This is a genomic window from Bacillus sp. 005/A4HT-01/001, from assembly GCF_004634445.1.
In the GTDB taxonomy this organism is placed as follows: Bacteria; Bacillota; Bacilli; order Bacillales; family Bacillaceae; genus Bacillus; species Bacillus altitudinis.
In genome coordinates this window covers 38,196-59,647 of sequence record NZ_SEIZ01000006.1, presented here as the reverse complement: position 1 = coordinate 59,647, position 21,452 = coordinate 38,196, and the positions used below count along the sequence as shown (strand labels likewise).

At 37.6% G+C, this 21,452-nt stretch carries 25 protein-coding genes; 6 read left to right on the top strand and 19 right to left on the bottom strand.

The genetic code is table 11. From position 1 onward, the window contains the following. Window positions 1–2 precede the first annotated feature (2 nt). The 5 genes from ES896_RS16390 to ES896_RS16370 all read right to left on the bottom strand — a co-directional run bounded on the left by ES896_RS16390 (window position 3) and on the right by ES896_RS16370 (window position 3,529). Window positions 3–350: an ArsR/SmtB family transcription factor gene (locus tag ES896_RS16390; RefSeq protein ID WP_017367335.1), complete on the bottom strand. Its 348-nt coding sequence runs from the start codon at window positions 348–350 to the stop codon at window positions 3–5. A 695-nt stretch (window positions 351–1,045) separates the two neighbouring features. Further along, on the bottom strand, window positions 1,046–1,498 hold the full coding sequence (locus ES896_RS16385) for a VOC family protein (RefSeq protein ID WP_025207410.1): 453 nt from the start codon (window positions 1,496–1,498) through the stop codon (window positions 1,046–1,048). A gap of 106 nt (window positions 1,499–1,604) precedes the next feature. Beyond that, window positions 1,605–2,318 carry a DsbA family oxidoreductase gene (locus tag ES896_RS16380; protein ID WP_035391913.1) on the bottom strand — a complete coding sequence of 238 codons (714 nt, stop codon included), beginning with the start codon at window positions 2,316–2,318 and terminating at the stop codon, window positions 1,605–1,607. 126 nt (window positions 2,319–2,444) lie between these two features. Beyond that, window positions 2,445–2,756, bottom strand: a complete 312-nt coding sequence (locus ES896_RS16375; RefSeq protein WP_269380277.1) for an NAD(P)H-dependent oxidoreductase — start codon at window positions 2,754–2,756, stop codon at window positions 2,445–2,447. 128 nt (window positions 2,757–2,884) lie between these two features. Then, window positions 2,885–3,529 (bottom strand): NAD(P)-dependent oxidoreductase, encoded by a 645-nt coding sequence (locus ES896_RS16370; RefSeq protein ID WP_135227043.1) that lies wholly within the window; start codon window positions 3,527–3,529, stop codon window positions 2,885–2,887. 231 nt (window positions 3,530–3,760) lie between these two features. On the opposite strand from ES896_RS16370, the gene ES896_RS16365 reads away from it, so the two are divergent. Next, window positions 3,761–4,342: a TetR/AcrR family transcriptional regulator gene (locus ES896_RS16365; RefSeq protein ID WP_017367339.1), complete on the top strand. Its 582-nt coding sequence runs from the start codon at window positions 3,761–3,763 to the stop codon at window positions 4,340–4,342. 368 nt (window positions 4,343–4,710) lie between these two features. Here the strand turns inward: ES896_RS16365 and ES896_RS16360 are convergent, their stop codons facing one another. Beyond that, a complete protein-coding gene (locus tag ES896_RS16360) occupies window positions 4,711–5,292 on the bottom strand; it encodes an NAD(P)H-dependent oxidoreductase (RefSeq protein WP_035391910.1) in 582 nt (193 codons plus the stop codon). 123 nt (window positions 5,293–5,415) lie between these two features. Between ES896_RS16360 and ES896_RS16355 the strand changes: the two genes are divergently transcribed. Then, window positions 5,416–5,760, top strand: coding sequence for a winged helix-turn-helix transcriptional regulator (locus ES896_RS16355; protein ID WP_007499303.1), 345 nt, complete (start codon window positions 5,416–5,418; stop codon window positions 5,758–5,760). Window positions 5,761–6,092: 332 nt separating this feature from the next. Here ES896_RS16355 and ES896_RS16350 read toward each other — a convergent pair whose 3' ends face one another. The 5 genes from ES896_RS16350 to ES896_RS16330 form a co-directional block, all read right to left on the bottom strand. Further along, entirely contained in the window at window positions 6,093–7,196 is a 1,104-nt protein-coding gene (locus tag ES896_RS16350; RefSeq protein ID WP_135227042.1) for a threonine synthase, read from the bottom strand. A gap of 72 nt (window positions 7,197–7,268) precedes the next feature. Then, entirely contained in the window at window positions 7,269–7,643 is a 375-nt protein-coding gene (locus ES896_RS16345; RefSeq protein ID WP_135227041.1) for a RidA family protein, read from the bottom strand. 11 nt (window positions 7,644–7,654) lie between these two features. Beyond that, window positions 7,655–8,305, bottom strand: coding sequence for a helix-turn-helix transcriptional regulator (locus tag ES896_RS16340; protein WP_135227040.1), 651 nt, complete (start codon window positions 8,303–8,305; stop codon window positions 7,655–7,657). 162 nt (window positions 8,306–8,467) lie between these two features. Continuing rightward, window positions 8,468–9,127 carry a TetR/AcrR family transcriptional regulator gene (locus tag ES896_RS16335; RefSeq protein WP_038475220.1) on the bottom strand — a complete coding sequence of 220 codons (660 nt, stop codon included), beginning with the start codon at window positions 9,125–9,127 and terminating at the stop codon, window positions 8,468–8,470. A gap of 63 nt (window positions 9,128–9,190) precedes the next feature. Continuing rightward, entirely contained in the window at window positions 9,191–10,360 is a 1,170-nt protein-coding gene (locus ES896_RS16330; protein ID WP_135227039.1) for an FAD-dependent oxidoreductase, read from the bottom strand. A 255-nt stretch (window positions 10,361–10,615) separates the two neighbouring features. On the opposite strand from ES896_RS16330, the gene ES896_RS16325 reads away from it, so the two are divergent. The 3 genes from ES896_RS16325 (at window position 10,616) to ES896_RS16315 (ending at window position 11,942) form a co-directional block, all read left to right on the top strand. Continuing rightward, entirely contained in the window at window positions 10,616–10,804 is a 189-nt protein-coding gene (locus ES896_RS16325) for a hypothetical protein (protein ID WP_108611257.1), read from the top strand. A gap of 108 nt (window positions 10,805–10,912) precedes the next feature. Continuing rightward, window positions 10,913–11,080, top strand: a complete 168-nt coding sequence (locus ES896_RS16320) for a YdhR family protein (protein WP_135227075.1) — start codon at window positions 10,913–10,915, stop codon at window positions 11,078–11,080. Window positions 11,081–11,174: 94 nt separating this feature from the next. Continuing rightward, window positions 11,175–11,942 (top strand): pentapeptide repeat-containing protein, encoded by a 768-nt coding sequence (locus ES896_RS16315; protein WP_135227038.1) that lies wholly within the window; start codon window positions 11,175–11,177, stop codon window positions 11,940–11,942. A 43-nt stretch (window positions 11,943–11,985) separates the two neighbouring features. Here ES896_RS16315 and ES896_RS16310 read toward each other — a convergent pair whose 3' ends face one another. The 6 genes from ES896_RS16310 to ES896_RS16285 all read right to left on the bottom strand — a co-directional run bounded on the left by ES896_RS16310 (window position 11,986) and on the right by ES896_RS16285 (window position 18,566). Beyond that, on the bottom strand, window positions 11,986–12,408 hold the full coding sequence (locus ES896_RS16310) for a cytidine deaminase (RefSeq protein WP_035391898.1): 423 nt from the start codon (window positions 12,406–12,408) through the stop codon (window positions 11,986–11,988). Window positions 12,409–12,633: 225 nt separating this feature from the next. Further along, a complete protein-coding gene (locus ES896_RS16305) occupies window positions 12,634–13,560 on the bottom strand; it encodes an alpha/beta hydrolase fold domain-containing protein (RefSeq protein WP_048001471.1) in 927 nt (308 codons plus the stop codon). A 26-nt stretch (window positions 13,561–13,586) separates the two neighbouring features. Further along, window positions 13,587–13,988, bottom strand: a complete 402-nt coding sequence (locus ES896_RS16300) for a MerR family transcriptional regulator (protein ID WP_017367349.1) — start codon at window positions 13,986–13,988, stop codon at window positions 13,587–13,589. Window positions 13,989–14,222: 234 nt separating this feature from the next. After that, window positions 14,223–15,698, bottom strand: coding sequence for a glycoside hydrolase family 1 protein (locus ES896_RS16295; protein WP_058213716.1), 1,476 nt, complete (start codon window positions 15,696–15,698; stop codon window positions 14,223–14,225). Window positions 15,699–15,712: 14 nt separating this feature from the next. Next, a complete protein-coding gene (locus ES896_RS16290) occupies window positions 15,713–17,605 on the bottom strand; it encodes a beta-glucoside-specific PTS transporter subunit IIABC (protein WP_135227037.1) in 1,893 nt (630 codons plus the stop codon). A 118-nt stretch (window positions 17,606–17,723) separates the two neighbouring features. Next, window positions 17,724–18,566 carry a PRD domain-containing protein gene (locus tag ES896_RS16285; RefSeq protein WP_108611251.1) on the bottom strand — a complete coding sequence of 281 codons (843 nt, stop codon included), beginning with the start codon at window positions 18,564–18,566 and terminating at the stop codon, window positions 17,724–17,726. 373 nt (window positions 18,567–18,939) lie between these two features. Here ES896_RS16285 and ES896_RS16280 point away from each other — a divergent pair, with 373 nt between their 5' ends. After that, complete coding sequence (locus ES896_RS16280) at window positions 18,940–19,248, top strand: magnetosome magnetite crystal formation protein family (protein ID WP_007499277.1); 309 nt, start codon at window positions 18,940–18,942, stop codon at window positions 19,246–19,248. Between the two features lie 54 nt (window positions 19,249–19,302). Here ES896_RS16280 and ES896_RS16275 read toward each other — a convergent pair whose 3' ends face one another. Both ES896_RS16275 and ES896_RS16270 read right to left on the bottom strand, forming a co-directional pair. Then, entirely contained in the window at window positions 19,303–20,706 is a 1,404-nt protein-coding gene (locus ES896_RS16275; protein WP_135227036.1) for a sensor histidine kinase, read from the bottom strand. A 2-nt stretch (window positions 20,707–20,708) separates the two neighbouring features. Next, entirely contained in the window at window positions 20,709–21,416 is a 708-nt protein-coding gene (locus ES896_RS16270; RefSeq protein WP_008343743.1) for a response regulator transcription factor, read from the bottom strand. Window positions 21,417–21,452: the final 36 nt, after the last annotated feature.

The following is a 21,452-nucleotide window of genomic DNA, read 5'->3' as shown; positions in this document are numbered from 1 at the left end:
CCTTACGAACAAGAAATGTTTGTTGCTTTATGTTGTATACTTTTTAAAAGGTCATCTTCTTTATCAATTTGATTTAAGATGATCCGAATCGTCTCAAATTCTGGAGACAGTGTATTGATTGAATAATAACGCCACTGCCCTTTTCTGTTCTCATGAACAAATCCAGCTTTTTTTAATTTTCGTAGATGCTGACTAATCGCTGGTTGACTCATTTCGAACATATCTACCAGTTCACAAACACAATATTCTTTCTCCAAAAACAATTTCATCATGATCAGTCTTGTTTGATCACTGAGTGTTTTTAAACAATTCGACATATATGTCACACCAATTGAAACATCTGTAGTCACAATGATTCCCCCTCTTTTCAACTCCTTCAATAGTATATAACTGAAAACTTATATAATCAATTGATTATATGAATTCAAACAAAGATTCATTCGTGTGAAAATGATTGATTTAAATACCCACTTCTCTTCTTTAAATGAAACCACATAGTTATTTAAATAGCCCAGTCCTCCTAATTGGCAAAAAGGTGTTGATAAAAACAAAAGACAGAGGTCTTGTGCCTTTTATCATTCGAGTGAAATTAAATAATCAAGAAGAAAAAACTTACGAGCAAAGGCGGTTATACATGCCACTGGTACGTGGAAAAACCCTAACCCAATAAATGCTGAAGGGATTATGACAGAAAATGAAAAAAGAGTTGCTAATCGAATGGCATTCCTGATATTTTAAATCGCGATCTGACTCGGTATCAGAATTGCATTGGGCATTCTGCTGTTAACACTTTGCTAGAGCTGCCAAAGCTAAAAGAGACATCAAAAAGCACAGAAATGATATGGATTTTAAGAAAGCAGGATATTAGTGAGGTATTAAGAGGAGAAAACAATGATCAATTGCCTGCAAGAGGTCAATTAGATGGAAAGGACCCTTCTTGGTGTCCTATGATCAGAAGGTGAAAGAGGGTCCACAAATTAAGATACAGTTATTGTTTCAACTAATTAAAGGACCCTTGTTCTTGTCTTGGTACAAATTAGATAGGTCATAAAGGTTTTTGGGGTAATTCCATTATTTGAATCTCCATCCCCCATGAAGTTGTGATATAGAAAAATCCAAGAGAGCTCAGCTCTCTGACTTTAACATCAGACTGTTCTGCAAAATATTTTAAAGCCTCTTCTATATCGGTAACTGTAATAGCTAGATGGGCTACACCGATATCACTGGGTTTTAGGTGAACATTCTGTTGATCTGGCGTCGACCATTGAACCAGTTCGATCTTTCTACCGCCATATTGCAAAAATGCCGCCCCTTCTACAACTGAATGTTCGTGAACCCCAAAGTACCTTTTTAAACTATCGTCCTCAAACTGCATCCGTTTTGGCCGGAACAAGACTTCAAAACCCAAAATATGAGTGAAGAATTCAACTGCTACTTCGATATCGGGTACTACAAATCCTGAATGCTCGATTGTACCTTGAAAAATTGTATTTTTCATATCGCTAAACCCCTTTGATTTTTGGAAGTAAATGTTTCATTATAAAGTGGTATTTAAAGTAGCTATATCAATCTTTTGTGATTTCTATATCTTTTTTGAATATCCATTAAAATTTACATGTTCCATCTGAACAATATTCATCGAGCGACGACTCTAATTTATGCTCTTCAACCTTACGATTCCCGTACTCTTCTTTCCATACCTGTTGTAATGTTTCTAAAAACACTTCGCTAGGTTGTGCTCCTGAGATGACATATTTATCATTCACAACGTAAAAGGGCACGCCCTGAATCCCAATTTTAGATCCCTCGGCTCTATCAGCTGCGATATTCTCGCTATATTGATCATTTGATAAAACATCCAAAGCTTCGTTGCCATCAAGACCTATTTCACTTGAAAGTTGAGCAAGTGTTGCGTGATCACCGATATCTAGTGAATCTGTGAAATGAGCTTTCAAAATACGTTCCATAAACTCCCGAATCTTCCCTTTCTCTTTTGCATAATAAGAAAGACGAAGTGCATCATATGAATTCGTAGGAATCATTGTATCAAATTGATAATCTAACCCAACCTCTTTTGCTTTCTGTTTCAATTGATTGTTCAGTACTTTTGCTTTTTCATATGGGACACCATGCTTAGAGGATAATACTTGATGGATATCCATTCCTGTATTTTTTTTCGCATATGGATCTAATTGAAAATGTCGAAATAAGACTTCGACCTCTTCTTTATGTTCAAACTGTTCTAACCCTATTTCAAATTGACGTTTGCCAATATAACAAAACGGGCAAACAAAATCAGACCAAATTTCTACTTTCATCCTATGTTCCCCCTTTATGATTTTAATGAATGTATTTTGTCTATTCTTCTTTATTACGCTTTTGAACGTGCGAGGTGGGATGATGTTAATTAAAATCTTTTTAACTAATCCCACCAATGCTCTTTTTTAAAACGTTCGTGCTACCGTTTTTGCTTTTTCAATTGTTGAAGTAACAATTTCTTCTTCTTTAGTTGGATCATAGTCAATACCTTCAACAAAAATCGTTGGTTCCACTTCAATTCCAACAAACTTCAGCGCACCTCTTACGTAAGAATCGGAATGTTCCATTCCAATTGCCTGCGAATAAAATCCTCCCATACCATGAATATGGATTGCTTTTTTCCCTTTCATCAATCCTTCTGGACCTTCTGATGTATATTTAAACGTTTTTCCAGCACTCATGATTGTATCAAAATAGGCTTTTAATAAAGGTTGGATTCCTAAATTCCACTTTATGATTTTGATTTTGAATACTTATAAAAAGAATGCACACGCAATATTTTGGTATGACCCTAAATGATTCCTATAATTTCTGCTGAATCAACAACCTCATACAAAAAGCTGATTTAATGATTATAGACAATGGGCATTTTTTCGATTAATTGGTGTTGCCTAGCAGCGTCATACATGAGTTTAGCGACATTTTCCCTAGATACGGACATTTTAGCTGGCTGATCGCCGAATGAATAACCGTAAGATTGCCCGTTGTATTTGATATTAGGATTAATGATTCGAACGACTGTCCAATCCAGGTTCGATTCTTTAATCAGTTCTCCTATCTTCTTCATTTCGGCATAACCATTTGGCATGAGAAGTTTAGGCAATATTCTTGGCAATATCGTCGATAAGCTTTTCTTATCGTCTTCAGATTGCAAGGCTGGCGTCGCGAGTGTAATCAACCTTTTTTTGGTGAACTTCTTCATCGCTTTGACAATTCGGTTATGTCCATCGGCGATCGGTGTACCTTTTTGTTTTCGAGACAAATCAATGCCGGGACCTAAGGTGCTTATCACGACATCAGCTTCTGAAACTGCCGTTTCAATAGCTGAAGTGTTCGTTAGTTCACCCGTTACAATGCGTAAATTCGAATGCTTTTGCTTGATTTTCTCAGGGTTTCTAACATATACCGTAACGATATCTCCGTTTTCTAATGCAAACTGTGTTAAAAGTTGACCGATTGCACCAGTTGCACCAAAAATAGTGATGTTCATGGTCGTCTATCTCCTTTTGTTATTCAGAATGATCACAATGATTTCCTTGATCAAAAATCTTTCGTAATAACATGTGTTATTTAAGCAACGCGCGTTGTATAATTGATGATAAGATGAAAAAGAATAATAAACAATAACCAAAATAGCCAATATGTAGTTTACGCAACACTTCTAATGTATTGTCGTTTTTAGACAAGATGATGAACCCTAAAAGGAGAAGAAAAAATAATTATGCCAAAAAAAGATCCGAGAATACTTCGTACAAGACAATTGATTGTAGACTCTTTTCTTTCGTTAGCTAGTGAAAAAGATTTCAACCATATAACGGTACGTGATATCACAGAAAAGGCTACTATTAACCGGGCTACATTTTATGCGCACTTTGACGATAAATTTGATTTATTACATTCTACAATCACCAATACATTTACAGACAAATTGAAAAAAAGACTCAATGATCACGATGGATTCAATGAAAAAGTCATTGCAAATATTTTTCTAGCCATGTGTGATCACCATAAAGAGATAAGCGACCTATGTCCCAAAGGTTATCATTCTTTAGGAACTATTATCGAAAGTAAAATTAAAGAGGAGTTACAGAAACTAATAGCTGATCTTATGCTAAAAGGAACTAAAAACATCATCGAATTAGAGGATAAACAAATGGTAGCAACCCTATCTACTATGCTAAGTTGGGGGATATACGGAGCTGCATACACATGGAATAAGGATGGAAGACTTATTTCATCAGAAGAGCTAGTGACTAAGACCCTGCCTATCTTTAAAAATGGCATGAGTCAGTATTATCTTTAATGAAAATGATGTTAACAATCTGCTTGAGCCGGCAGTGCTATAAAAAATATTAAAAAAACACAGAAATGGTATGGATTTAAATAATGGTGTATTTGGAGGAGTGCAAGAGGTCAATTAGGCAGGCACGATTTGTTGTTGCTTAAATGACTGGTGATAAAGAGTCTGCTGAAACGTGTAGCACTAAAGTTATAAAGCTTTACTTTAAATAGTGGGATTCTTATACGGCTATTGTTTATCAGGTCATACAATGGATCTGCATTTACCATCTTGTTCAAGCCTATCCTTTTGTTTGTTTTTCAAAACTTCTACGACCTTCTCAATAAATTAAATCGGTCGTAGAAGTTGGCCCTTATTTGTTGTACTGTAAATCAAATATTCTGGGATATTTCTTTTAAGAATTGCTTTCTCTTTTCATCTGTTGTTAAATTCACTCTAGAAAAATGAATCCATTTCGTGGATTCATTTTTCAATCCCAAATCTGCTAGCGTTCTGTTAATAAAAACGCTTTGAATGGCATTTCCAGCTTCAGATTCTATATACTCTTTATCTGTAGTTGATGTTGAGATCACGGTTGTTTTTTTTATATTTGTTAATAAACCTTTTAAAGTACCAGTATTTTGATCTTCAATGAATGCGAAACCGCTTAACATCACTTTATCAATAAATCCTTTTAAAATAGCAGGTAGATCCCACCACCAGACTGGGAATATAAATATCAATTCTGTTGACTGTTTTAATTTTTCTTGATAATCCTTCACTAATGAATAAGGCGTTTCTCCTTTATGAAAATGCTTTAATTCTTCAGCTGTAAAAACAGGATTAAATCCATCTTTATATAAATCGATTACTTGAAACGGTTCTCTCTTTGTTTCTAATTTTTCTGTTATGGAAGTCAAAATGGCATGATTATAGCTTCCATCCCAAGGATGTGCATAGACAATCGTTTTCATTATTCATTCACCCTTTTTCTGAGTTTTGCATCATTTTTTGATGTACATTGATTTTATTGTATGCTATAACATACTACAAGTACGGTAATCAAAGTGCGATACTAACCCAAAGGAGAGTATAAAATGAATGAGGAGTCCTTCCAGACGAAAGCTGAGCTAAAAGATACTGGTTTTGGGTATACTTTGTCATTAATTGGTGGGAAATATAAAATGCCAGTTCTGTATGCTTTATATTCAAACGATGGTCCTGTTCGCTATAATCAGCTGAAACGTAAGCTCGGAACGATTTCTTTTAAAACATTAACCAATACACTAAAAGAGCTTGAGGCGGATCACTTAATTCATCGTAAAGAATATCCCCAAGTGCCTCCAAAAGTAGAATATAGTTTATCTGAAAAGGGCTTATCACTGATGCCTGTATTAGATGAGATATGTTATTGGGGAGAGAAACAAATGAAAAATAATTAGGTAGAGTGGAAAGAAAGCTACTACGGTTTAAACATACTTTTTAAAGTAGCTTTCTTCTCATCTTATATCAATCCGATTGGCTCATTTTGTTGATGCGCTAACTCCATTTCTTCTGCCAGATAGAGAGCGTTCTTCCCGATACATGCTGCTAACTTGCATCTAAAATCATGGAAGTCGGTGTAAGACCAATGTGCTTCGAAATGAGTAAAATCCATTCCCACGAATCATTCCTCCGTTTTCAAATTGTGATGGTCAATGTATTCAACATTCGCAAATATTACTCCTGATTGATCCTATAATAGGACAACGAGGCACGCAACGGAGTCCTAAGGTTATTTTGATTTAATCCCTGCCCCACAAAGAGGGATGATAATGGTTTCTTCTGATTCCTTTTGATATTTCATGTAGCCAGCAAAATTGATGGCAGATGTCACTTCGACATAAAATCCTTTCTGACTCAGTTTAGAGCGTGCATGTATAATTTCTTCTTCTTCAATATCAATAAACGTACCATTCGTCTTGTATACAGCTTCTAAAATTTGTTTAGAACGCGCTGGGGCAGCAATAGCGATCCCTTCTGCTACAGTCCCTTTATTTGTGACAGGTGATGCTGATTCCTCCGCATGTTGAAAAGCTTTCACAAGTGGTGCGCAGTTCTTTGCTTGTATGGCAATAATTTTCGGTATTTTATGAATGAGACCATTTTCGAATAACTCTCTAAAGCCATAATACGCACCGAGCAGCAGAGTGCCGTTTCCAACCGGAATGATTAAAGCATCCGGTGCCCCTTTTAATTGTTCATAGATTTCATAGGCGTATGTTTTTGTACCTTCGAAAAAATAAGGGTTATAGACATGGCTTGCATAAAAAACGTTTTCTTCGTCTACTGCCTTTTGGGCCGCAGCTGCAATGTCCTCTCGTGTACCATGAATTTCTTTAATCGTTGCCCCGTGGGCTTTTATTTGAGCGACTTTTTTAGGTGATGTTTGATCACTTAGATAGATGTCACAGGCAATACCACAACGCGCCGCATACGCAGCAATTGCCGTTCCTGCATTCCCGCTGCTATCAGCAATGACTTTTGTTACCCCTAATTCCTTAGCTTTTGTCATTAACACAGCTGCTCCACGGTCTTTAAATGATAGTGTAGGCATCATATAATCAACTTTTACATATGTGTTTGGCTCATTAGGATCTAGAACGATTAAAGGAGATTGGCCCTCGCCCATTGTCACAGTTTCCCACGTCTTAGAACCTTTTGGAAATGGCATGGTTTCAACATAACGCCATAATGAATTTGGATAGTGCTCCCAAGCTGTGACGTCTATTTTCGGGGTATCTTTCACTAGATTGAATACTCCACCACAATCACATTTCCATAGAGTTGGTGTCATCTCATATTTTTCCCCGCAATGGTTACAACTTAATTGATTCATTCTTCATCTGCCCCTTTGAATATTTTTTTATACAAAATATAATTTTTTATATAGGGTGGTCAAAAAAATATTCTAAATATATGCAATGGCATCCATTTCAATTTTGAAACCAAAATGTAATTCATTCGTTGGTACAATCGTACGAGCTGGTTTATGTTCACCGAAAAATTCGGTATAAACCGCATCTACTTTGTCCCATAATTCAATATCTGAAATGTATAATGTCATGCGCAAAATCTTTTCTTTTTGACTTCCAGCAGCCTCTACAATCATCTCTACACTCTTAAGCGCTTGTAATGTCTCTTTTTCAATGGGGCCGAACTCTTTTTCTGTCGTTTCAGGATTGATAGCAAATTGTCCCGACACATAGACCGTGTTTTGATGAATGGTTGCGAATGCATAGTGTCCGTTTGATTTTAGATTTCCTACCTCGAGTATGCTTTCCATTTTGACACTCCTTACCTCGATTTATTTTTGATTTCATCCAAATAGCTATAGACCGTTACTTTGGAAATGCCTAACATAGATGCGACCTTCTCAACAGATCCTTTCATTAAAAAAATGCCCTTTTCATCCATGAATTTGATTAGTTCAATTTTTTCACGACGTTTCATAACTGGATGAACACTGTTTTGAATGATTTGTTGAATCAATTGATCTACTATTTCTTCTACATTTTCAAGATCATCATTTGATGTTGTTTCTTTTTCTTGAGCTTCCACTTGTGTAGAAAGAAAAGTATCCATAAATTGCTGCATTTGATTCAGTGCTTCAACATCAAAATTGATACAGAAAGCTCCGATCACTTTTTGCTTTGAATCACGTATTAATGAAGTCGAAGAACGAATCGTACGCTTATCTTCTGTTACAAATGTATAACCAGCCAAATAATCTTCTTTAAAATCTTCTGATTGTAATACAGTCTTGACTAGATGATCAAATGATTGGCCTATTTCTCTTCCTGTCACATGGTTATTTACTGTAAACATGACAGATGCTTGAGGATTCGTTAAATCATGAATCACCACTTCACAATTTGTTCCAAACATTTTTGCAGTAGATTTTGCTAAAGGAATATAACTCTCTAATAACTTTTTAATATGTTCCACGCCTAAGCACCTCATTTTTTTATTCCACTAGATTATATAATTTTTTATATATAAAAACAATATATAGATTTATTTATATATCATAATGCTCACAAGATCACAAATATGAAAATCACCATATAAAAAAAGCAGCCATTGACTGCTTTTTGCTTGTGCTCCTTTCTAATTGTCTTCCTGCTGGATGCCATACAAAATGACGTCAATTCCCCATCGGAACCGTTTCATTGATACGGTATCACCTGCAAACATTTCTTCTTTTACACGATGAATGAAAGGAAACTGCGTTTTGTCTGCTTGAAGAAATGCTTTTTTTGTGTCTGTAATTTGTGAAGAGCCTTGTTTCTTCCAAGAGACCTTTTCGTATGCTACAGAAGATACGTATAACAGCAATAGGTCTACTCCCCATGCTGCGGATGTAGATTTGATCCCGCCTTCATGCAATGCAGCGAGAAGATGTTCGGTCAACTGAAGAAAGTTCGTTCCTTGTGGAATGGTGGAAAGAGAAATTTCAGCGAGACCAGGTTTTTCGAATAGCAGGAGGAAATAAGTATGCAATAGGTCGAATAACTGTTCTTTCCATGTGCTATCCTTTGAATCTGGATAGACCATTTGTCCGAGACCATAATCCAATACGTAAGCACTGAGTTCTTGAACATTGTTCACGTAGACATACAAGGATGCAGGTCCCGTATCCAATGCTTTAGCCACCTTACGCATACTCATGCCCTCTATCCCATGCTCCTTAAGAAGCTCATAGGCCGTTTTCACAATAAGCTCACGGCTTAAGGGTTCTTTAGCCGGCCGAGACCGGCGACTGATCATACGACGATTTGAATTGTTCATACTCTCTTTATAACATGTCAAAGTAAAATAGTAAATTGAGCATCAATCATCATCCTTTTGAAAAGAATTCATCATATTTGCAAGCTTGACCGCAGCGTCATTTGAAAAACACAGTTTTAAACTATTCTCCGATTCATTAGCTTTTTTCGATGAATATTCGTACATCATGTCTTCGTATTCTTCAATCGCCTTTTCAAAATGATGAGGATGCCGGACAATAGCAAGTGCTAGCTCCCTTGCATCAAACATCGCCATGTTCACACCCTCGCCTGCGAATGGCGACATGACGTGAGCTGCATCACCGATAAGCGTTACTCCTTTATGACGATTCCATTTGAAACCGACAGGAAGCGTATAAATCCGTCTTGGAATGATGGCATCTTCTGCATAACGAATATAATTTTTCAGCTGATCATCCCAATCACTAAATAACGCTAATAATTGTTCTTTTGCTTCTTTCGCTTGATGAAACGGTATACCACAAGTCTCGATCCAGTTGCGTTCTACCATAAGGCTTGCATACACTTTGATTCGGCCATCTCCGTTTAACTGCCCAATCAGTCCTTTGTGGTCTGCCAAAGCAAACATCTTACCTCGTTTATTAAATTCAGCTAAATCAGGGTGTTTCTCCTCTACGCTTAAGACATTCAGTTCTAGCATCGTGAGCCCAGAGTATTCAATCTCAATATCTGTTAACAGAGGACGCACACGAGAAAAAGCACCATCAGCCCCAATCAAAAGGTCAACTGTTTCGACAACTCCGTTTTCAAAATGAAGCTCTGTCATACCACTTTCTAATGAAACGCATCTTTCTAGTTTATACCCATATTTGATGGTTTCAGCATCAATTTGTTCTAACAGTAGTTCACATAACACACCACGATCAATTTCCGGGCGAGTACCTGTTTGATCTGATTCCGTTTCTTCATCTAAATAAATTCTTCCTGATTTATCAAGTAATCGGAAATCTTCCCCTTCATAGCGGGCGTTCTTTTGAAATTTCTCATAAACTTCTGCTTCTTTTAAGGCATTTTGACCTGTTTCTTCGTGAATATCCAGTGAGCCGCCTCGTTCAAGGCTCTTGTCATGCATCTCTCGTTCATAAATGGTTGTTTGTATACCGTAATTTTGCAAAATTAAGGCAAGTGTTAGTCCCCCAGGTCCTCCTCCGATGATAGCGATTTGCTTTTGATTCTTAGATAATGACGTCATCTTCTGCATCTCCTCATCCCTTTGTGGAAAGCGTTTTAAATTTCATTTCATTTATATTATAACGAACACCGTTCGTAAAGAACGGTGTTCGTTTAAAGTTGTTTGTTGTACGATTGTGTTTTCATGAAAAAAAACAATCTCCTACCATCATATGATACACTCCATTTAGGACGGTTAAAGGTTGTCGAATCATAACAATGATACTTAGATCAGTAGGTCTCCATTGTTCTCACTCTAAGTGTAAGAGGTGTTTCTATGAATAAATTATTGGCCATGTTGATATTAGGATTAAGCTTTAGTGGTGCTGCGCTCATTCTTTCAGTCCCTTTGTTATTCAAACCGAAACCAGAACAATTTGAGCTGGTGTTTGCTGCTGGATCGGCGGGCGTTTTCTCAGTATTCGCTGTCTCATGCCTAGTTCTTCGAAAACGATCCAATCGCTAAAAAACCTAAACAAATACCCATTGTTTATGACGGTGGATTTTGTTTAGGTTTTTGTGATTTACCTTAGTGTTCAGTCAAAGAATGTATACAAGCTGACCCCGATAGGGAATCTACTTATTCAAAACAAAAGAAACCGCTGAAACATATCACGATATGCACGCTAAACGAATCACTAGCTTTGGCATAATAGACATCAATGCGAAAATCTGTGATATTAATTCTGACATTCCTCATATCACAAAAGGTCCATTAAACGCATATCGTATTGTGATATAATCTTGAGTCAAAGACAAGAGCTGATGGAAAATGAACTTGCTGAATGAACATCATGATGGTGAAAAATTTCTGAAGAAATGATAGGGTGATAGCGATGAGAAGACTTGAGTCTGGTATATCAGTAGACAACGAAGCATTTTCTGATGTGACCAGGTATGAAAACGAAACAATCAGCAGAACGACAATCATCAACTCAAATATTCGTTTTCCTATTTTTTGGAGCTGTCACTTGGATCATCTTGTATTTGATACGTGTGATCTGACGAATGCGAGATTTTTTGCCGGTAGTACGATTGATCATTGTACTTTTAGTCATTCAGATTTGCGCTCTGTGGGCATTGGCAAAAACGAAGCTGTCTTCACCAATTGCGAATTTTCTTCCTGCGATATGAGGGGAATGACATTGGAGAATGCTACGTTTATCGATTGTACTTTCTCTAATTGTAGATTCAATGACCGTGTTTTACAGGCAGCGAACATCGTCAATTGTACCTTTGCTGGTAAGCTAATAGATATAACGTTTGAGGGAAATGGCAAACAAAAGCTGATCGCCAATTTTGAAAACTGCACCCTTGATGGTGTTCGTTTTATAGGCTGTGACCTAGCGGCATGTATTCCGCCAGCATCCAAAAACCATTTATATGTTGAACATGTATCTGCACGTGTGAAAAAGGCCTTAGAGAAGATAGATGATGATCCTACTCTGTCTGATCATGATCGGAAAATACTAGTGCGGAGTCTGCGGAAGCTTGAACAAATGGAACAGTATATTTTTAACACGAAATATATGGAGAACATACATGGGGCCGCTTTTGTTGAACGCTTTTTCAGTCATCTTGGATGTAGCAAGGATCACATGTAACGTTTGCTACATCTCTTTTCCTATTTTATCTTTATGTGGTACATCAGTTTCGAGTATATTTGAGCGGAATGAGTTCTTCGATTTTCACCTTGACCAGCTCCCCATCCATATCAAGGATGACAAAACATGTTGGTCCAAAGTCTGAAATGAGCTCTCGGCAGATGCCACAAGGGCTGACTACCCTAATTCTTCTATCTTCTTCATCTGAATAAGGGTGTCTCACTGCAACAATTGTATCAAAATCTTTGTATCCATTCGATAAAGCGCTGCCAATCGCAATGGCTTCTGCACAAACAGTTACCCGTCCGATATAGGCTTCTATATGGACAGCTGATATGATTTCTCCTGTTTTCATGCGGATCGCTGCCCCTACATGATGCTTGTCATCTTCATAAAGACTGATAATCCTCTTTTTTGCTTCGTCTATTAATTCGATATCATCTTGTGATAGATCAAACGTTTTCATCGCGTTTCCCCTTTCGCCTCACTGCTCGTATGTATTATACCAAACATGAGGTGATGAACTGAACTTCACTCTCCTTTACTAACCAGCCAAAAGACCGTTTAATCTGTAGTGAATGGCCATTTTGAATTTATTTCATATTCAATTGAAAAAGGCTGCTTTCAAGTAAGCAACCTTTTCCCTTATTTACATCAGAACATTTACCCTTTCTAGGTGTGAACTGAATCCCTATCGATTGATCACTTGAATGATTTTCTTCAGAGCATCTGCCGCTTCTGGAATTGGCATGACAACAAACACATGCAGCATTTCAGGATAAACAAAGGTTTTGATGTCCATTCCTTGTGCTGATAGTTTTTCATCGAGCTTTATGGCATCTGGATATAACATATCATGTGTTCCGATAAAATGAGTGATCTTCCCGAGCCCTTTAAAGTCACCGTAAATCGGACTAATCAATGGGTCTGTGAGACTTTGATCAGCTGCCCACAATTTTGTGATGACTCCCATTCCTTCATGACCTAGAATCGGATCTTTTTTTGCATATTCAAATATGAGAGGGTTGCTCATACTCATATCCACACACGCAGATAGTAACACGATATCCTTCGGCTGCGGCAGATCCTCTTTCTTTAAAAGGTGCGCAAGACCAAGTGAGATGTTTCCGCCAGCTGAATCTCCCATGATCGTCAATTGATTGGCACTTCCAGCAGTTTTCAGAAGGTCTTTATATAGGTTAAGCATTTTCGGATACGTATCCTGGTTGCTATAATGAGGTACTTTTGGGTAAATAGGAGCGACTACTTTCGCACCTAGTGATTGCGCCATTTTATCCATGAACCACCAATGGACATTCAAAGGCTGATTTGTCCACGCACCACCATGTAGATAGAGAATGACTTTTTGATTTTGTGATGCTTGTTCATTCAATGTGAAAACTTGCATGCCTTCGAATGTCTGCTCTTGTACCTCACTGATTAACTTCACATCATCTCCAATGGCATAAGGCTGTGTATTTTCAATTCCTTTTTGCTCAAGAAATTTTTTTGTCTGTTCGATACTAGAGAAACTCTCTTTATTACTTTGCGAAGCGAATAATGTTTCAAATTGAATACTTTCTTTAGAACGTTCACCATGATACATTTCTACACTCATTTTTTTCTCTCCTTCACCCAATAGGTTTATTGATCATCCTGCTTCGGAACACGAAATGATTCCAAGTAGACTTGTACTTTTTTTTCAGGGGTTTTTAATAAGTTAGATAAAAGGTCTTGAATGAGACGAAGGCTTTTAATTTTCTTTTCAATTTCTTCATGTTTAAGATGGACAATTTGTCTTAGGGTATCAAGGTCTATGTCTTGACTTAGCATGTCCATAATTTCAGCTATTTCCTTTAATGAATAACCGAGCGTTTTCGCATCTTTGATCAATTGAATTTTCACAACATAGTCGTCTGTATAGAATCTGTAACCGTTTGAACGTCGTCTTGGAGCAGGTAATATGTTGTGCTCTTCATAGTAACGAATTGCGGCAGGACTTACTCCTGTTTTTTTGGCAAGTTCTCCTCTAGTCATCAACTCCATCGTTACTCCTTTTTTATTATTTTTTTTACTATATGTACATTATAAAGGTTGAACTATACTTCAAGGTCAAGGTGAAACATTTTTCGGCCAACTTTTGTTATCAAATGATTGTAGCAAAGAGATCTCTAGCGCTTGCTATGACATAATTGAGGTTACTTTTCGGTAAACAAAAAAACACCATCGTACCCGGCCAATTAAGGCGGATGCAATGGTGTCATCATCATTCTATCTGGATTATGATAAATCTTCCCCATTTGTTGCAATCACTTTTTTGTACCAGTAGAAGGAATCTTTTTTGTAACGATTTAATGTCCCATTCCCTCTGTCGTCTTGATCTACATAGATCAAACCATAGCGTTTACTCATTTGAGATGTTCCGCAGCTAATTAAGTCAATACAACCCCATGGTGTATACCCCATTAAGTCGACACCTTCTTTGACTGCTTCTTTCATCTGTTCAATATGTTGTTTTAAATAATCAATTCGATAATCGTCGTGAATTTCTCTGTCTGGTGTCAATGTATCTCTTGCGCCAAGTCCGTTTTCACAAACAAATAAAGGTTTTTGGTATCTGTCATACAGTTTAATTAATGAAATGCGCAGACCCATTGGATCAATTGGCCAATCCCATTGTGATAACTCCAAATGCTCATTTTTAATTGGACTATCAAATGTACCCGCTAGCTCGGCTGCATCTTCTCGGGCTTCTGCTACGTGGGACATATAGTAGCTGATCGCCACAAAATCAACGATGCCCTCTTTCAAAATTTGCTCATCCTGCTCTTCGATATCAAGTTTGATGTCGTTGTCAGCAAAATATTTCACCATGTATGTTGGATATTCACCTCTAGCTTGAACATCCGGATAGAACATATTCAATTGGTTCGATTTTACCGCTTGCAGCTGGTCCTCTGGTTTCGTTGTTTTTGCATAGGCTTCAATTTGGTTTATCATACAGCCAATTTGGACATTTGGAATGATTTCTTTTGCAGCCTTCACAGTGAGAGCGCTGGCGATAAATTGATGATGTGATGCTTGATACGCAGCCTGTAATTTATGGTCTACTAGGTCCTCTAAAATTCCAGCACCGGTGTAAAGGCTGTTGAGGTTCATATTCATTTCATTGAATGTAATCCAATACTTCACTTTATTTTTATATCTTTCTAAAATGGCACGGGCATATTTTTCAAACAACGGGACAAGCTCTCTACTCATCCAGCCATTATATTTCTCTGTTAAAGTAATCGGCATTTCATAGTGAGACATCGTGACTAACGGTTCAATTCCATATTTCGCACACTCATCAAATACGTTATCGTAAAAAGCCAATCCTTCTTCGTTCGGCTTGTCTTCTAAACCAGTTGGAAAGATTCTTGCCCATGAAATAGACAAGCGAAACACTTTAAAGCCCATCTCTGCAAATAGTGCAATATCCTCTTCATATCGATGGTAAAAATCGATTCCGCGTCTTTTCGGGAAATCAAATTCATCGGGTTGTTCCTTGTATCTTGTTAATTCAGCTGAACTCACATCGAAAGTAAAGTTGTTCACTTTTCCTTTTTCATAAGGATCTTTATATGCAGCAAAGTCTGATGTCGACAGGCCCTTGCCACCTTCTAAGTATGCGCCCTCTATTTGATTGGCAGCAGTTGCGCCACCCCATAAAAAATCATCTGAAAATCCTTTTTTTAATTCTTTCATTTCAATCATCCCTTCTCTTTATATTAGTGAATAAGCATTAAGAGCTTATTTTGACCTGCGGTGACATGAGTGTCACCTGTATGAATCACATCAAGGTATTGCGTTGAATTTGTGACGATTATAGGTGTCACTACATCTAAATGGTTTGATTGAATGCCTTCTATATCAAACGATAATAAATGATCCCCCGTCTTTATCTTATCGCCCTCTTTTACCAGTACATCAAAGAATTGGCCGTTTAGGCTGACCGTATCAATCCCCACGTGGATCAATAATTCAATCCCATCATCTGAAACGAGTCCGATGGCATGTTTAGTAGGTGTAACAGTCACTACTTTTCCTGAGAACGGTGCTTGTACCACCCCCTTATCAGGCAAAATTGCGACTCCCTTCCCCATCATTTCACTTGAGAACACGGAATCATTCACTTCAGATAAAGGAATGACCTTTCCACTCATAGGTGCTTGAACTTCATAAGGGTTTGTTTGCTTAGACATTTGTTGATTCTCTGTACTCTCAGTGTGATTTGGCTTTTCTGCAGCTTGCTCATTAAAAGCCGTGACAGACTCCTGAAATCCAAGGAGAATGGTGATGAGAAGTGACACGATGAAGCTAAGGGCGATTCCAATCAGAGCCAGCTGGAAATTATTTGTCCCTTTCATAATGTAAGTTGGCAGTGAAGTAATGCCTGGGATCGAAAAGGCTGTCGTTTTAACTGAAAATAAACCGTAAAAACATCCACCGACTGCGCCGCCAATTAATGAAGCATAAAAAGGTTTTTTTAGTCTAAGTGTGACTCCATAAATGGCTGGTTCTGTGATCCCGAAGAAACTAGGAAGCAATGTTGAAAGTGCTAAAGACCTTGTTTCTACCCGCTTGGTGCGGATGATGACACCTAACACAGCGCCTGCTTGTGCCATATTCGCAATGAAATTCATCGGAAGCAGCATGATATCGTAACCCACTTTTTCAAAGCTGGCTAACGTGCTTGGGAAGAATGCGTAATGCATTCCAGTTAACACAATGAGTGGCATAAGGCCCCCCATTAATAAACCGGCAATCGGACCAGCGAAATTGAACAAAGAAGTGAAAAAGATTTCTAAATATTGCCCAGAAACGTTCCCAATAGGAGCGATAAAAGCCAGTGTAAGAGGAGCCGTGATCATCAGGCTCAGTACCGGTGTAAATACGATACTTAAAGATTTTGGGATCGCTTTTGTTATCCACTTATCGACAAAACTTAGTAATAGCACACCTAAAATAATTGGTAATACAGAAGATGTGTAATTATTTAGTGGAATACTTAACCCTAAAAAATTTAATGGATCTGCTCCTTTTGCTGCACCTTCGATCATCGTTGGATATAGTAAAATCCCTGCTAATGCGAGCGCAAGAGATTCTCGCGTTTTAAATTTCTTCGCTGCCGAATAAGCAATGAGGAAAGGTAAAAAGTAAAAGACAGCATTTGAAAAAATTTGAAGTACTTGATAGGTAGAACTTGTCTCCGTCAGCCAGCCTAAGCTAACGAACAGTGCCATGATTCCTTTGATCAATCCACTACCAACAATCGCTGGCAAAATAGGTGTGAAAATCCCGCTGATCACATCGAATACGACTTCAATTGGGTTCATCTTTGACGTGTTTTTAACAGGAGCAGAATTATTGCTACTATGACCGGCTAGATGATCGATTTCCTCATAAACCTCTGCTACCTTTGCTCCAATAATGACTTGGAACTGTCCACTTTGGAATTGAGCACCTAAAACACCATCTAATGTTTTCAGCTCATCTACTTTTACCTGACTTTCATCGTTGAGATTAAATCTTAGCCGTGTGATACAATGCCAACTTTGAGATATATTTTCGGTTCCACCAATTAATTTTACAATTTTTCCAGCCAATTCTTTGTTTTCCATGCTTTCACCCCTTCATTTTCACAAAAAAAACCTAAACAAAATCCACCATAGAAAAGATCATTCTTTCTCATGGAGATTTGTTTAGGTTAATGCTTTTTCATAACACGCCTAAAAGAAATCATTTATTTTTTTGGTGTTCCTTTGTGATTCGCTCAATATGGATGACTAAAAAAACAAGTTCGTCTTCTGTCACATTCCAATTGAATTCTCGTTTTAACATTTCTTTGATGATCAATCCGCAGGCATAACTCTTCATATAACGATCCTGTATTAATTCTTTTAACGAGTCATCCATCTGCTGCGGTGGTTGATTGGTTTCCTGCCTGACAATAAAATATCTCAAGTGGGTAATAAACCTCGAATAATTAATGGATGATTTATCCAATATCAACTCGAAAATATTTTGAATGATTTTGACGATTTCTTTCGTCAGGTGAGTCATCTTAATGGTGTCTCCCATAGACTGACCATCTATTTGAGCGTTTACAAAATGCAGGGCAATGAGTGAAGCTTCAGTATCTTCAAAAGAAATGCCCATCATCTTTTGAATAATTGTCAGTGCTTTTTTCCCGACTTGATATTCTTGAAAATAGAGATGTGGAATTTCCCACACAATGGGGTTTTCATACGCCATTTTTTCTTCGTGCCTTTGAATAGCGAAGGTGAGATGATCGGATAGCGAAAAGAGCGCGCTGGAACCTAACTTCTTATTCAACATCTCTTCGCCTACGCGAATGATTTTTTCAGTTAATAAAAGGATATCAGTTGGGATAGCGGCAAGTTGAGATTCTAATGGAGACGTCTGATCAGAATAAAATGTCTTACTGACAGCGCTCTCATCAAGTGTATCACCTTTCTTCTTTTTAAAACCTATTCCTGTTCCAAACACAACGACTTCATTTTGAGCCTCTGTTAGAGCTAATACGATATTATTATTTAAAACTTTAACGACGGTGAACATCCTCATCCCACCTTACCTAAAATGCTAAAAAAGCATAAAAAAACACCAAAATCTCAGCAAACAACGTACAAATGTACAATCTGTTTACCTGACTTGGTGGTGCCTGATCATATCAGTAACACTCCTGCATCGGTTACGACTTTATTTTAAATAGAGGAATGACCAAAGTCAACTATTTTTTTCTGAAAAAATAGATTGAAATACCCAGAATCATTTTATCTTTCCTTGTCTTTTTACAGTTTAACATATTTAAGGTTGCTGTAAGGTTCGGATTAATACGAGTTAAGGTTGAGGTTGTACAATGGGTTTGTAAGGAATTGAGGGATGAGTCAAATGGTCCCCTCTTCTAAATCAATCATAGAGGTGAAAAGCTTTGAGAGAAAATAAAATTTTGTCTTCATTATGTTACTTCAGTATCTTTTTTGCACCGTTTCTATTTCCGATTATCGTTTATTTCTTAGGAAAAGACGAAGTGAAATACCATGCGAAAAAATCACTATGGACACATATTATTCCTTATTTGATTTTCGGTCTTGGTATTGCCGGTTCAGGTTTACTTGGCATGAACGATATCAGTCATGCTGGTCCGTTCTTAATTGCAACATATGCTGTGACATTCCTTGTGGCGATCTACTTCTTCATTTGGAACATTGTTAAAGGCATAAAAGTGTTTTCAGAATAAGAGTTAGAAAAAACGGTTCTGTGATTGAGCAGAACCGTTTTTTTGTATGTCCGTTTAAGCGGGTAATTGGATATCAATCGTTGTTCCTTCTCCTATCATACTTTGTATTGTAATATCTCCCCCATGTTTTTGGATGATATCTTTTGCAATCGCCATTCCAAGGCCTGAGCCTGCATGTGTCCCTCCAGTATTCGTCCCTCTATAGTAGCGATCAAACACTTTTTCTAGCTCTGCCTCTTCAATTCCTTTGCCGTTGTCTTGAATGGTGATGTGGGTATGTTCTTTTTGTTCAAGCTGTACAATGATTTTCACATCAGCATCATTGTGAACAAGGGCATTTAAAATGAGATTGGTGACCGCTCTTCGTATGAGGATCGTATCAATATTCAGCATGAGCTTGTCTACATGCGTTTGCAGCTCAATGGTCTGATCTGCATATCTCGAATCGTTGAGGATATCAATTAACGTTTCACGCAGCAATGGCACAATGTTCACCAGTTCTTTATGCAGCATCACGTCGTTATTTTTCAGCCTTGTTGTTAAATTTAGATCCTCCATCACATCTTTGATGTACAGTGATTTATTCTCTATGATGCTGGCATAATGTCTAATGTCTTGATTTGAAAGAGGATAATTTGGATCTTTCATGATTTCTGCATAGCCTTGAATAGAGGATAATGGTGTTTTAATATCATGAGAAATATGACTGATCCACTCTTCCCGCATTTGCTCTAATTTGTCTTTTTCTTTTTGGCTTGAAGCGAGCTGCTCTGATAAGTGATTGACATTATAGAACACATCTTTATATATCCCCTTCGTTGGCAGTTTCGTCGTATAATCTCCGTTTGCGAGCCTCTGGATGCCATAAATGGCACGGCCGAGCGGTTTGATGAGTTGCCGGCTGAATAAGTATCCAATGAATAAGGCAATGATGGCATCAATCGATAATAAAATCATCGTCCCGATATTGAATTGCGCTATTAATTCTTTCGTATCAAAAGAAAATAAATATTTTCCGATGGAAGGGTCCTTAAATCCGATGAAGTAGCTGTATTCCTTACCCTTTCCATTTTTCCCGCCAGCATAGATCGTCGACATCAATTGCTTATCTTTATATTTATGTAAGTTTACAATTTCTATAGGTGTGTATTTGCTTTTTAAGCCTTTAGGTGCTAGTGCATGATAGACGTCTTGTCCATTTTCGTCTAATATTTGAATCCACGCATTTTGTTGTTTTAAAGCTTGCTGTCCTTCTTTATTCACAGTGATATTTTGATTAGACAAGGTGATGTATTGTTCAAATGTTCTTGTGAAGGTTTCCGGCGTATTTTCTTCGTTTTGCTGACTGCTTGCTTGTAGTACAAGCCATATCATGAATCCAAATAAGTTAATAAAGACCGTGATAATGGTCACGATAATGACAGAGACCATGTATCTGCCTGTTAATCGCCATTTCATCTTTACGCATCCTTTACAACAAATTTATAGCCAAGTCCTTTGACCGTCACGAGAAATTCTGGTGTAGATGGGGAATGTTCTATTTTTTCCCGCAGTCTTCGTATATGAACCATTACCGTATTATCAGAACCGAAGAAATCCTCTCCCCAAACCGTTTGATAAAGCGTTTCTTTACTGATGACGCGATTCGGATGCTGCAAGAAATAAGTCATCAACATAAGTTCTTTCGGTGTGAGTTCAATTGCCGCTCCGTTTTTCGTCAGTTCGGCTTGCTGCTCGTTTAACTCAAATGGTCCTTTTTTGATCACGGGCTCCGCTTGAGAAGGCTGTAAGTAGGATGACCGTCTTAGCTGGGCTTTTACCCGGTAGGCGACTTCTTTTGGACTGAACGGTTTTGTAATGTAATCATCGCCGCCAATGGCAAGTCCTACAATTTTGTCTGATTCCTCTCCCTTTGCTGATAAAAAGATAATCGGAACATGTGAGACATCTCTGATTTGTTTGCAAATATCGTAGCCTTCTCCGTCTGGCAACATAATATCCAGTATGACGAGATCTGGTTGTTCTTGATGAAATTGCGTGAGCCCATCACGGGCAGTTGAAGCTGTTAACACCTGGTCAATGCCTTCTCTTGTTAATACGGTATGGATTAATTCTAAAATTTCTTTTTCGTCATCTATAATCAATACTTTGCTTTGAACCTTTGGCATAATGATCACTCTCCTGAAGTCATTGTTATTATTATA